Source organism: Promicromonospora sp. NPDC023805, from assembly GCF_040639635.1.
Classification (GTDB): Bacteria; Actinomycetota; Actinomycetes; order Actinomycetales; family Cellulomonadaceae; genus Promicromonospora.
Window position 1 is genome coordinate 60,606 of sequence record NZ_JBFAAH010000006.1, and the last position, 12,621, is coordinate 73,226.

At 72.0% G+C, this 12,621-nt stretch carries 11 protein-coding genes; 8 read left to right on the plus strand and 3 right to left on the minus strand.

What is annotated here, in order from left to right:
- Nucleotides 1-82 precede the first annotated feature (82 nt).
- The 5 genes from AB0F70_RS08555 to AB0F70_RS08575 all read left to right on the plus strand — a co-directional run bounded on the left by AB0F70_RS08555 (nt 83) and on the right by AB0F70_RS08575 (nt 5,263).
- Nucleotides 83-1,465: a fused response regulator/phosphatase gene (locus AB0F70_RS08555; RefSeq protein WP_357446151.1), complete on the plus strand. Its 1,383-nt coding sequence runs from the start codon at nt 83-85 to the stop codon at nt 1,463-1,465.
- Complete coding sequence (locus AB0F70_RS08560) at nt 1,462-3,111, plus strand: ATP-binding protein (RefSeq protein WP_357446154.1); 1,650 nt, start codon at nt 1,462-1,464, stop codon at nt 3,109-3,111. Before AB0F70_RS08555 ends, AB0F70_RS08560 begins: the two co-directional genes overlap by 4 nt.
- 94 nt (nt 3,112-3,205) lie before the next feature.
- The gene (locus AB0F70_RS08565; protein WP_129783750.1) at nt 3,206-3,625 is read left to right on the plus strand and encodes a response regulator; all 420 of its coding nucleotides are present in this window, start codon (nt 3,206-3,208) and stop codon (nt 3,623-3,625) included.
- Between the two features lie 170 nt (nt 3,626-3,795).
- Nucleotides 3,796-4,725, plus strand: coding sequence for a PAC2 family protein (locus AB0F70_RS08570; protein WP_357446157.1), 930 nt, complete (start codon nt 3,796-3,798; stop codon nt 4,723-4,725).
- A gap of 334 nt (nt 4,726-5,059) precedes the next feature.
- Entirely contained in the window at nt 5,060-5,263 is a 204-nt protein-coding gene (locus AB0F70_RS08575) for a cold-shock protein (protein ID WP_357446160.1), read from the plus strand.
- A gap of 90 nt (nt 5,264-5,353) precedes the next feature.
- Here AB0F70_RS08575 and AB0F70_RS08580 read toward each other — a convergent pair whose 3' ends face one another.
- Nucleotides 5,354-6,361 (minus strand): fused MFS/spermidine synthase, encoded by a 1,008-nt coding sequence (locus AB0F70_RS08580; protein ID WP_357446163.1) that lies wholly within the window; start codon nt 6,359-6,361, stop codon nt 5,354-5,356.
- 100 nt (nt 6,362-6,461) lie between these two features.
- Between AB0F70_RS08580 and AB0F70_RS08585 the strand changes: the two genes are divergently transcribed.
- The 3 genes from AB0F70_RS08585 to AB0F70_RS08595 all read left to right on the plus strand — a co-directional run bounded on the left by AB0F70_RS08585 (nt 6,462) and on the right by AB0F70_RS08595 (nt 8,791).
- Nucleotides 6,462-6,923 (plus strand): SAV_6107 family HEPN domain-containing protein, encoded by a 462-nt coding sequence (locus tag AB0F70_RS08585; protein WP_357446166.1) that lies wholly within the window; start codon nt 6,462-6,464, stop codon nt 6,921-6,923.
- Between the two features lie 94 nt (nt 6,924-7,017).
- On the plus strand, nt 7,018-8,259 hold the full coding sequence (locus AB0F70_RS08590; RefSeq protein ID WP_357446169.1) for a DNA polymerase IV: 1,242 nt from the start codon (nt 7,018-7,020) through the stop codon (nt 8,257-8,259).
- Nucleotides 8,260-8,365: 106 nt separating this feature from the next.
- On the plus strand, nt 8,366-8,791 hold the full coding sequence (locus AB0F70_RS08595; protein WP_357446172.1) for a DUF3040 domain-containing protein: 426 nt from the start codon (nt 8,366-8,368) through the stop codon (nt 8,789-8,791).
- 210 nt (nt 8,792-9,001) lie between these two features.
- Here AB0F70_RS08595 and AB0F70_RS08600 read toward each other — a convergent pair whose 3' ends face one another.
- Complete coding sequence (locus tag AB0F70_RS08600; protein WP_357446175.1) at nt 9,002-11,293, minus strand: transglutaminase domain-containing protein; 2,292 nt, start codon at nt 11,291-11,293, stop codon at nt 9,002-9,004.
- Nucleotides 11,290-12,603, minus strand: a complete 1,314-nt coding sequence (locus AB0F70_RS08605; protein ID WP_357446178.1) for a DUF58 domain-containing protein — start codon at nt 12,601-12,603, stop codon at nt 11,290-11,292. Before AB0F70_RS08605 ends, AB0F70_RS08600 begins: the two co-directional genes overlap by 4 nt.
- Nucleotides 12,604-12,621 lie beyond the last annotated feature (18 nt).

The window sequence follows — 12,621 nt, forward strand, 5'->3', positions numbered from 1 at the left end:
AGAATCAACCGGCCGACCATTATCGCGCACCTGTCGGCCTGTCCGCTGACACGGCGTCATCTCGCTGGATAGGATCGCCGCCATGGCACTGGGCGGGGCAGGTACTGCGGGGCCCGGGGGCGGGCGCGGACCCGAGGTGCGCCCTGCCTGGATCGACGGTCCGATCTCGGTCCTGCTCGTCGAGGACGACGACGCGGACGCGTTCCTCGTGAGCGAGCTGCTCGCCGACGCGGACGTCGAGGCCGACCTGCGCGCCGAGCTGCACCGGGCGCGGTCGGTCGACGAGGCACTCGGGGTGCTCTCGATGGTCGCGGTGGACTGCCTGCTCCTCGACCTGGGTCTGCCCGACGCCGAGGGGCTGGGCGCCCTGCGCCGGGTCATCGACGGCATCGACGTGCTGCCCGTCCAGCCCGCCGTCGTGGTGCTGACCGGAAACACCTCGCACGACCTCGGCTCCGCGGCCGTCGCCAACGGCGCCGACGACTACCTGGTCAAGGGCGAGGTGGACGGCGACGCGCTCGCCCGCTGCCTGCGGTACGCGACGCTCCGGCGCCGGTCCGCCGCCCAGCAGATCGCGCTGTACCGCAGCGAGGTGCGCGCCGCCGAGACCACCCGGCTGGAACGCGCGCTGCTGCCCAAGGAGCTGGTCACCGACGAGAAGGTCTCGGTCATGGTCGGCTACCTGCCCGGCGGGAACGGGCTGCTCGGGGGCGACTTCTTCGACACGGTGGAGCGTCCCGACGGCACGCTCGTCACGGTCATCGGCGACGTCGCGGGTCACGGCCCGGACGAGGCGGCGCTCGGTGCCGCGATGCGCACCGCGTGGCGCACGCTGGTGCTCGCCGACACCCCCGCCGACAACGTGCTGCCGCTGCTGGAGCGCGTGCTCCTCGCGGAGCGGGGCCGCCCGGAGGTGTTCGTCACGATCTGCCAGGCGGTGATCTCACCGGACCGCTCAAGCATGGACGTCTACCTCGCCGGCCACCTGCCGCCGCTGCTCGTGGTGCCCCGGACCTCCACCGAATCCGCGGCGCAGGTGACGCACCACTGCGAGGAGCTGCCCTCGGTGCGGCGGGGCCGCGCCCTGGGCATCCCGGTGGACGGCGGCTGGTCGGCGCACACCGTCGAGCTGCCCGAGGTGTGGACCGCCGTGCTCTACACGGACGGGCTCGTCGAGGCGGCGGTCGGGGCCGACCCGAAGGGCACGCCAGTCCTGGCGCCCAGCGCGCACGGGCGCATGCCGCGGCTCGGGGCGCACGGCCTGCGCAGCGTCGTGGAGCGCGAGATGGACCAGGGCACCGACGAGGTGGTGACCCGCGTGCTGCGCCGCGTACGCGAGCTGCACGGCGGCCCCCTGGTCGACGACGCAGCACTGCTCTTCGTCGGCTGGGCCGGCGCCGAGGCGACGGGCCCGCCGGAGCGGACGTCGACGCTCGCCGACTCGGTGGAGTGGTCGCGCGCATGACGCTGGTGCCCGACGAGCACCGGTTCACCGGTGTGTCCATGCGTCGCCGGCTCGCCCGGCTCCTGGGTGCGGTCGCCGCCATGCTCATCATCGCGCTCGCGGTGGCGGTGCTCGCCCTTGTCCAGTCGCGCAGCCTCGACGCCAGGGCCGACGGCCCGTACTACCGCGCGCTGGTCGACGGCGAGCGCGCCTCGCTCGCGCTGGGCGACGCCGAGGCCTCGCTGCGCGCGTACCGCGCGACGTGCGACGACGCGGCGCTCGAACCCTGGACCCGGGCCGTCGGTTCGAGCGGCCGCATCATGCTCCTGGCCGACGTCGAACGGCGCGAGCTCGCGTCCGACGCCGAGGTGGCGCTCGCCCACGAGGAGGCGGTGCGCCGCACCGACGCCTGGTTCGAGGAGTACGCCGAGCCCGTGGTGGCAGCCGTCGAGGCGGCGCCCGCCGGCCAGATGGCGTGCCGGATGGAGCTCCTCGGCACCGCGCCGGCCTCCGCCGACGGCGACGCGCTCTACGACAGCGCCCGCACCGCCGTCGTGCAGTACCTGGCCGAGCTGGGCGCGCAGCGCGACGCGATCATGGACACCCGGGCGGTCTGGGAGCAGCTCCTGCTGGGCGCGGTGGTGGCGCTGGTGCTCGTCGTGGTGCTCATGGGCACGATGATGTGGCTGGCTCTGGAGACCTGGGTCATCCGCCCGCTCACCACGCTCACCGCCGGTGTGCGAGTGGTGAGCAGCGGTGTGCTCGGCCGCGAGATCCGTCCGGTGGGTGCGGGGGAGGTCGCCCTGCTCGCCATGCACGTGGAGACCATGCGCCGCGAGCTGGTGCACCAGGTGGAGGAGATCCGGCTGTCGCACCAGGAGGTCGAGAACGCGCACGGCCTGCTCAGCGAGCAGGCGCGCGAGCTCGAGCGGTCCAACCGCGACCTCGAGCAGTTCGCCTACGTGGCCTCGCACGACCTGCAGGAGCCCCTGCGCAAGGTCGCGAGCTTCACCCAGCTCCTGCAGAAGCGGTACGGCGGCTCGCTCGACGACCGGGCCGACCAGTACATCGAGTTCGCGGTGGACGGCGCCAAGCGCATGCAGCGCCTCATCCAGGACCTGCTGAGCTTCTCGCGGGTGGGCCGGACCGGGGTGCCGCGCGAGGACGTGGAGCTCGAGGCGGTGCTGGCCGGCGCGCTGTCGGAGCTGTCCGAGCGGGTGGTGGAGACGGAGGCCGAGATCGTCCACGACCCGATGCCCGTCGTGCACGGTGAGCGGGCGCTGCTGCAGCAGCTGTTCGTGAACCTTGTGGGCAACTCGCTGAAGTTCCGCGACCCCGAACGGGCGCCCAAGGTGCGCATCGAGGTGCGCAGCATGCGTGCGCACTGGGAGATCTCCGTGGTGGACAACGGCATAGGCATCGACGCCCAGTACGCGGAACGGGTCTTCATCATCTTCCAGCGGCTGCACCCGCGTGACGACTACCCGGGCACCGGCATCGGCCTCTCGCTGGTGAAACGCATAGTCGAGTACCACAAGGGCCGCATCTGGATCGAGCCGGCAGCCGGGGGTGGCACCATCGTGCGGTTCACCCTCGCCAGGCGGCAGGGGCAGCCCGGCGGAGGGCGTCTTTCGACCGAACGTGCGCAGTCGACTACGCTCGGATGAGGCGGCCTGACCAGGGCCGACGGCGGGTCGCGACGACGGGTCCCGTTGTTGCCGAATCCAGGGGACAGGTACGGGCGTGAGCGGTCACAAGGTGATGGAGATCCTCCTGGTGGAGGACGACCCGGGCGACGTCCTGATGACCCGGGAGGCGTTCGAGGACCACCGCGTGCCCAACAACGTCTCGGTGGTCGGTGACGGCGTCAGCGCGCTCGAGTTCCTGCGCAAGCAGGGGCAGTACGCCAAGGCCCCGACCCCGGACCTGGTGCTGCTGGACCTCAACCTGCCGAAGATGGACGGCATGGAGGTGCTCGCGGTCGCCAAGGGTGACCCGATGCTGCGGCACATCCCCGTGGTGGTGCTGACCACGTCGGACGCGCAGGAGGACGTCGTCGGCTCGTACTCGCTGCACGCCAACGCGTACGTCACCAAGCCCGTGGACTTCGACCGCTTCATCGACGTGGTCCGCCAGATCGACGACTTCTTCGTCTCCGTGGTCCGTCTGCCCGGTCGGTAGGGTTCCTCCGATTCGGTAGCGGCTCTGTAGGAGTTCCGCGACTCGGTAAGGTTCCCGCGACGCTGAGGGCGTAACGGGAAGACACCAGGCCTTCGCGGCGTTGGACCTCAGCAGAGCACCCGGTCATACCGGGTGATCGCCGAACCACTCCGACGAGCGAGGGAGCGCACGTGCTTGACCCCCAGGGCATCTACGACGTCGACGAAGCAGCGGTCGAGCGCACGCTGGGTCGCAGCGTGCCCGGAAGCACCGACGGACCTGTTCTGCTGCACGCGGTACGCGGGTTCGTCGACGCAGGCAGCGCGGGCGACATCGCCGTGGAGCACCTCGTCGACGAGTTCCGCGTCGAGCGCCTGGTGACGTTCGACGTCGACCAGCTGCTCGACTACCGCTCCAAGCGGGCCACCATGACCTTCGACTCCGACCGCTGGTCGGACTACCAGGCGCCCTACCTCGCGATCGACCACGTGACCGACGCCGAGGGCACCGGCTTCCTGCTGATGCACGGAGCCGAGCCGGACCTGCAGTGGGAGCGCGTGGTGGCCGGCGTGATCCAGCTGGTCGAGCGCTTCGGGGTCAGTCTCGTCATCGGCATCCAGGGCATCCCGATGGGTCTGCCCCACACGCGCCCGCTGTCCCTGACCGCGCACGCGACGCGGCCCGCCCTCGTCGACGACTACACGTCGTGGTTCGGCAGCGTGAAGGTGCCGGGCTCCCTGGCCGCGCTGCTGGAGTACCGGCTCGGTGAGGCGGGGCACGACGCGATGGGCTTCACGGTCCACGTGCCGCACTACCTCTCCCAGGCGCAGTACCCGCCGGCGACCGTGGTGGCGCTGCACCACACGGAGCGGGCCACCGGTCTCGACCTGGCGATCCCCAAGCTGGAAGAGGCAGCCACCGACGCGAAGATCGAGGTCGAGAAGCAGGTCGCCGACTCGGCAGAGATCGCGGCGGTGGTGAAGGCGCTGGAGGAGCAGTACGACGCCTTCGCGCGTTCGGTGGGTCGCCCGAGCCTCCTCGCGGAGACCACCCCGATCCCCAGCGCGGAGGAGCTCGGCGCGGAGTTCGAGCGGTTCCTCGCACAGCAGAACGGCGACTGAGCCGGGAATCCCGCGTGGGGTGCGCGGCGAGCAAGAGAGCGCGTGCCCCGCGCGGAACCGCAGGTCTGAGCCGCACAGCGGTCGCCAGAGCCGGAGGCTGAGGCGCACACCGGCTTGGTTCGAACAGGAGATCCGGAGCCCGGTAAGTCATAGCTGCGGGAGAATTGTGCCTGTTCCATGGCACATCTGATGTGTCCGTGCCACACTGGCGCACGTTGCAGTGACGTACCAAAGCCACGTCCGGCGTGTCGTGAGCAAGCGGGGAAAGCATTGCGGCAACGGGGGTGGGCATCGGGTCCGCCGCCGTATCCCGGACGGAAGGTCTTAGGACAGCATGGCGCAGGGTTCTGTGAAGTGGTTCAACGCGGAAAAGGGCTTCGGGTTCATCGCCCAGGACGGCGGCGGCGCCGACGTCTTTGTCCACTACTCCGCGATCCAGTCCAACGGGTACCGGTCTCTCGAGGAGGCCCAGCGGGTCGAGTTCGAGATCACGCAGGGTCCCAAGGGTCCGCAGGCGGAAGCAGTAGTTCTGCTCTGAGGTATCTGTGAAAGGCCGCCACCCCTCGGGGTGGCGGCCTTTTCGCGTCCGGGCCCGCTTCCGGGTCCGGGCCCGGGTCAGGCGTCCAGATCAGGGTGCGGCGGTCTCCAGCGGTGCCGCCGTGCCGGCGAACGCGGTGGCGTCGTCGCCCACGAGCAGGGTCGCCGGCACCGCGAGCGTGCGCAGGGCACGCCCCAGGCGGGCCTCACGCAGGTCCGGCCGCACTACGTCGTCGTCGTGCCCCGCGCGGGCCTCTGCGGCGCCCTGAGGGGCGTTGTGCGGCTCTCCGTCGCGGCGGACGGTGTCGTGGCCGGTCGGGTCGTGCCGGGGCGGCGGAGGGCTTTTCGGCAGCTCCCGGACGGCGGCGAGGACCAGGTTGCCGTAGCGGCGGCCCTTGAGGATCGCGGGCTCGGCGACGGCGGCGAGCCGGCCCGAGGAGGCGGCGTCCGGCCCGAAGGCCTGGGCGAGGCTCGCGACCTCGCGGCGGGCGGTGGTCAGTGGCGGCTTGTCGGCGCAGTTGACCAGCAGGACGCCGCCCGGGCGGAGCACGCGGTGCGCCTCGGCGGCGAACCCGGTGCCCACGAGGTGGGCTGGCGTGCGGTCCCCGGCGAAGACGTCGCGGACCACCACGTCGTAGGACTCGTCGCGGGCGGACGCGAGTGCCCGCCCGGCGTCGTCGGCGCGCAGGCGCAGCAGGGGTGAGCGCGGCAGGGCGAACCACTCGCGGACGAGCTCGAGGAGCCGGGCGTCGAGGTCGACGCCGAGCTGGCGGGAGCCCGGCCGTTCGTGCTCCACATGCCTGGCGAACGCGCTGCCGGCGGCGCCGAGGTGCAGCACCTTGAGCGGTCCCGGCGGCAGCAGGGCGACGAAGGCGGCCATCTGCTGCATGTACTCGAAGTCGAGGAATCCCGGGTCCGACAGGTCGAGGCTGGAGCTCGGCACGCCGTTGACGTGCAGCGTCACCCGCTGCGGGAAGTCGGGGTCGCGAACCACCTCCGCGGTGCCGGTGCTGATCGGCACGGGGCCGACGGGCAGCTCGGCGGTGAGTGTCAGTGGTGCGGAGGAGGATGGGCTGCGTCGGGCGGAGCGGCGGGCCATGAGGACAGTCTCTCCCGGCTCAGCGCCTCGCTTGACAGAATAGAACGTATGTTCGATAGTGTCGCACAAGGGGTTCGATCGGAGGTTCGAGATGGGCACCATGCACTCTCAGAGCGCGCGGGACGTCGTGTCCGCGCGGATGCTCGTGCCGGTCCCGCCAGGCGTCAGCGCTCTGCTGCGCAAGGCGGACGCGGAGCTGGCCGAGGCGGCGCGTTCGGCCGATCCGGGGGACCGGTTCGTCCACGCGCACCTCGCGGCGATCCGCTCGGCGGCCGCTGTCGTGGCGCTCCGCGGGCGACCGTCGGCGCGTTCCGGCGCGCGGACGGTGTGGGACATGCTCGCGCACGCCGAGCCGGAGCTGGCGGCCTGGTCCGGCTATTTCGCGGCGGGGGCGCCCCTGCGGGCTGCCGTCGACGCGGGCCGCCCGGAGCAGGTGGAGCCTGCCCGGGCCGACGAGCTGCTCGCGTGCGCCGAGGACTTCCGGGACGAGGTGGCGATGCTCGTCGACCCGCACGCCGGGTTCTCCGCGCAGCGCCTGACCCTGGTGCCCGAGGCGTCGTAGCAGGCGCACGTACGGCCGGGCGGGCGCGTCCTGCCTGGTGGATGCCCGGAGCGATTCCCGGAGCACTGAGCAACAGCAAGAACGGAGCACGTTCGTGAGCAAGGGGCCGCGGTCAGCGGCAGCGAGACGCAACTGGGGATCGGACGAGTCCGGCTGCTCGGTGCTGCACCTGGACATGGACGCGTTCTTCGCGTCGTGCGAGCTGGCTCGCCGGCCGGAGCTGCGTGGGCGGCCGGTGATCGTCGGGGGGCAGGACCGCGGGGTCGTGCTGGCGGCGACCTACGAGGCCCGCGCGTACGGTGTGCGGTCCGCGATGCCGATGACACGTGCCCGCCTGCTGTGTCCGCAGGCCACCGTGATCAAGCCCGACCACACCCTGTACCACGACGTGTCCCGGTCGGTCATGGGCATCCTCCAGGAGGTCACCCCGCTCGTCGAGCAGGTCAGCGTGGACGAGGCATTCCTCGACGTGAGCGGTGCCCGGCGGCGGCTCGGCCCGCCCACGGTGATCGGGGCCGCGCTGCGCCGTCGCATCCAGGCCGAGCACGGCCTGACGGCGTCGGTGGGCATCGCGCGGAACAAGTTCGTGGCGAAGCTGGCCTCGACGCACTCCAAACCCGACGGGCTGATGCTCGTGCCCGTCCAGGCCACTGTGGACTTCCTGCACACGCTGCCGGTCGGCGCCCTCTGGGGTGTCGGCGAGAAGACCGAGAAGGCCCTCGCCGCGTGGGGCATCACCACGGTCGAGGAGCTGGCGCACACGGACCTGGCGAGCCTGCAGACCGCCGTCGGGCGGGTGAGCGGTGCGCACCTGCACGACCTGTCGTGGGGCCGCGACCCCCGTCCCGTCGTGCCGGAGCACCGGGAGCACAGCATCGGGGCCGAGACCACCTTCGGCACTGACCAGGACGACACCGTGGCGGTCAGCCGGCGGGTGCTCGAGCTGTCCGACCGGGTCGCCGCCCGTATGCGGCACCAGGGCGTCATGGCGCGCACGGTGTCCGTGAAGGTCCGGTCCAGCGACTTCGCCACGTTCACCCGATCGCGAACACTGGAGGGGCCCACTGACGTCGCGCGGGACATCTACCTGGTCGCTCGGGAGCTTGTCGCGGGGGTCGATCTGGGCGGGCTGCCGGTGCGGCTGGTCGGTGTACGGGGTGAAAATCTCCAGCAAAGAGACGGGTCCACGCAGCAGCCGACGCTCGAGGAAGCGGTCGATCCGCGCTTGGGAGCCCAGCGAGAGGCTGAACTTGCGCTCGACGCTGTGCGCGAAAAGTTTGGGAAAACAGCGATCGACCTGGGTGTACATCACAAGAACGGCGCGCATCGTTACTGATCTGCCCCTATAGTCGCTGGTATGCCCGGGATGTCGACTACCAACGACGGCCGGGTCGTCCTATCCTGGAAGGGACACTGTTCCTTTGCGAGATCCGGGGGTCTCGATGCCTCTGTCCGAGTACGAGCAGCGGGTGCTGGAGCAGATGGAGCGTGCTCTGACGTCAGACGACCCGCGGCTTGCAAATACGCTTCAGTCCACAGGTCGGGGTAACGCGCTGCGCTATGTGCTGTCCGGGGCCGGCGTTGTCGTCGGTCTGCTTCTTCTTGTCGTAGGTGCGGCAACGTCACAGACCTGGCTCGGCGCCATCGGCTTCGTGCTGATGTTCGCAGGCGTGGTCTTCGCGTTCCTCGGACCGCGCAAGAAGCAGCAGGACGGTCCGGTCGGTGTCGTTGCTGACGACGGCACGGTCCAGCCACCGCACGGGGGAGCACACAAGCCCCGCACGCGGCACGGTGGTAGCCGCTCAGGCGGCTTCCTGGCCCGGCTTGAAGAGCGCTGGGAGAACCGGCGCAACGAGGGTGGTCGCTAGCCGACCGACAAACGTCGGTGGTCCGTCACCGGACCACCGACCCATGTGCGTGTCAGGCACAGCACTACGTGCCTGACACGGCCACATGACAGGAGCCGGGCCCCCAGGGGCCCGGCTCCTGTCATACCCGCCCCAAAAACCCGTTGAGTGCTGGGTATTTGTGCTTTCCAAGGCCTGGAAGGCGCAAATACCCAGCACTCAACGGGTTGGTCAGGGCTTGCTGGTCAGGGCCTGTGTCAGGTCCGTCGTAATCGCCGTCGTCAGCTCCTCGAGCTCCTCGGCGGAGGGCGGTGTCGAGGAGCGGGCGTAACGCTCCTCCTCCGCGGCGTCGGCCAGCGCGGTGAGCCGCTCCGCGACGTCGTCGGGCAGGGGTGTGCCGGTCCGGGTGCGCACCTCGTCCGCGATGAAGGCCGGAGCCCTGCGCAGGGTGACTGACGGGCCGAGCCGCACGTCCTGCTCCGCGAGCAGCGCCAGGACACGTGACCAGGCGCGTTCGGGATCGAGCACCTCCACCTCGGCACGCCGGCGCAGCAGCAGCCATGCGGCACCGCCGAGCACGCCGAGCGCGATGATCACCGCGACCACCCAGGCCCAGCCGGGAAGCGTCTGGTCGGAGACGCCGTTGCCGGACGACCCGCCCGCCGTGGCAGCCGGGTTCGACTGCTCGGGGTTCTGGGTCGGCTGCTGCGTCGGTACATCGGCGCCCTGCGGGGACGTGGGCGAGGCGCTGGGGGCGCTCCCGATACCCGGGTTGGCGTACGCGGGCAGCGGGCCCGTCTGGACCTGGGGCGTCGGCTCGAACCGGACCCACCCGACGGACGGGAAGTAGATCTCCGGCCAGGCGTGCGAGTCCTGGCCGGTGACCCGGTAGCCGCCGCCGCCGTCGGGCCGGCCGGGCAGCCAGCCGATGCCGATCCGCGCGGGGATGTCGAGGCTGCGCGCCATCACCATCATGGACAGGGCGTACTGCGTGCAGTACCCCTCCTTGTTCTGCAGGAAGTCCCAGACGGTGTCGGACGAGTCCTGGTAGTCCGCGTCCGGGTTGTACACGAACCCGGAGCCCGACCGCAGGTGGTTCTGCAGCGCGACCGCCGCGTCGAACCGGGTGGGCGCGTCACCGGCGATCCGACGGGCGTACTCGGCGATCTCGGCCTGGTGCGCGGTCTCGGGCACCGAGACGTAGCCGGACGACCGGGGGTCGCCGGACATCGGCGCGGCGCGGAGCACCTCCGGCGTCAGCTGCCGGTCGATGATCTCGACGCCGTACGTGGCGGCGCGTTCGGTGCCACCCGGACCGCGTACCTCGTCCCGGATCCCGTCGTAGGCCCACTCGCCGCTGACGTCGACGGTGCGGGGCTCGAGCGGCAGCGGGAGCTCGGCGCCGGTGAGCTGACCGATCTGGATGTCCATCCTGCGACGTTCGCCGACGCCTCCCTCGCCCGGGGGCGCCAGGACGGTGGACGAGTCGAACTCGGCAAGCCCGCCGTCGGGCACCGAGCGGTGGGTCTGGACGCCGTCGAAGGCCGTGAGGGTCATGACCCGCAGCGGGCCGGCGGGTTCGTCGCCCGCCAGCGTGTACGTGAGCACGGTGCCCTGGGAGCGAGCGCCCAGGGGCTGGCGCATGTCGAGCGTCGACGAGAGCTCCACCGTGTCGGACGGCGTGGAGATGAGCTGGCTCCACGTGCCGGCCAGCGCGGGCAGCGCGGCCATGCCCGTGGCGACGCCGAGCGACGCCGCCGCGACCGCCGCGGCCGTGGCCGCGGTGATCCACGAGCGGAACCGCTGCGCGCGGCGGACCGCCGCGGAGTCGGACTCGCTGTGCCGGCCGGGCGTCACGCCCACCGGGTCGACGGTCAGCAGCAGGAGCATCGCGGTGACACTGATGACGAAGACCTGCCACGGCACCTCGCCGATCAGCGTGAGAGGCGGGGTCCACAGGAGCAGCAGGGGCACGCCGGCGAAGCCGGGCATGCGAGCACCGGCGAGCGAGTCCACCACGAGCAGCACCAGCAGCGTGCCACCCACGGCGACCATGCTGATGGCCTCACCAGGGCCGACCGGAGCCACCTGCGTGCTCATGGTCTCGGTGGCCTGCCGGAACCGCTCGATGACCTGGTCCAGGGCGTCCGGTCCCACGAACGGCTCGAAGCGCTGGCCGGGGCCGCCGTAACGGGCCAGCACGAACCAGCAGGCGACCAGCACGCCGGCCGCCGTCGCGACGAACGAGGCGTTGCCCGACGCGCGGTCGGCGGCCCGGTCGGCACTCAGGCCCTGGCCTGCGGCGCGGCGAGCCGCTGCCCGGTCGACGGCGGCCCGGAGCAGCAGGTAACGCACCAGACAGCTGGTCGCGGACACGAGGATGACGCCGGTGGTGCCGGTCGTGAGCCACGGACCGGGGTCGATGACAAGAGTGAGCGCGTGCATCGACGTGATGACGGCGATGGCGACCAGGACGCCTGAGGCGACCGTGCGGACGAGCGGTCCGCGGTGTGCGGGGATCACCGTGCACGCTCCGCGAGCAGGGCCCAGGCGCGTTCCGGGTCGGTCCGGGCCTCTGACGTGCTGACCTGCCAGCCGGACGCGCTCAGCTCGGCAGCGGTCTCGTCCATCTCGTGCTGGAACCCGGCTCCCCGCGGCGTGACCAGGATCGCCCAGCACGTGCCCTCGGCGCCCAGGGCGGCGAGGTTGTGGCGGGCGTCGGGGTCGTGCGGGCCGAGCACTGCTATGACTATCTCGCCGGGAGTCCTGGCGAGCCGGAGCGCACGCGCGGTGGTGCCGGTCGCGTGATTGCCCTCGGCCGACCCGCGGTGCCCGCGGATGTCCACGCAGGCGTCGAGCAGCGCCGACCGGCTCGCCCGGGTCGTCGCGAACCGCTCGCCCTCCAGGCTCGGGGCGACGGCGGTGGTGAGCAGGCGGGTCGGGTGCCCGGCGTCGAGGAACGACGTGGCGATCGAGGCGGCGAGCTCAACGGCCCACTCGCCGTCGTCCACCGCCGCGGGACGGCGCGGGCTCCCTGCCTCCTGCCAGTGCGGCAGCAGCGAGCGGTCGAGCAGGACCGTCACCGGGCGCACGCCGGCGCTCTCGTCGGCGCGGACCATGAGCTGGCCGCGCCGTGCGGCGCTCGCCCAGTGGACACGGCGCGGGTCGTCGCCCGCCACGTACTCGCGCAGCACGGAGTCGTCGGAGGACTGGAGCCGCGCACCGGTGGCCGAGTGGTCGATGTCGCCGACGGATCGAGTGCGGACGGCGAGCTCGACGGTGCGCGGCCAGACGGGCACGTGCGTCGCGGCGCCCAGCGGCTGGGTGGCGCGGACCAGACCGAACACGTCGGTCCGGGTGGTCAGCAGCGGGCCGAGCGACCAGCGCCCGCGCCGCGTCGGCGTGAGCGAGTAGTGCACGGCGATCCGGTCGGCGCGGGCCGACACCCGGGCGCGGATGCCCTGGTGGCCGGCGAGCTCGTGCGCCGCCTGCTCGGACAGCCGGAGCCGGGACAGCCGTTCGTACGCGGCACCGCTGGCGTGGTGCGCGGCGACCAGCAGGTTCACCTCTGCGGTCCGGTCGCGGACCACCGGGTTCGGGGCCACCGCACGGGTCACGTGCAGGGCGCCGCGCCCGGACTCGAGCCGCTGGGTCCCGATGGCCACCCAGGCCACCGCGACGGCGAGCAGCGCGGCCGCGCCCAGCCCGACGAGGTCGGGCAGGGTGAGCACCAGGCCGAGCGGCACCATCGCACCACCCATGCAGGCCGCTCCGATGCCCCGCGGGGTCAGCCTGACCCTGCTGATCCGGACGAGCGTGTCACGCCACCTCATGCGCTTGTCGCCCTGGCC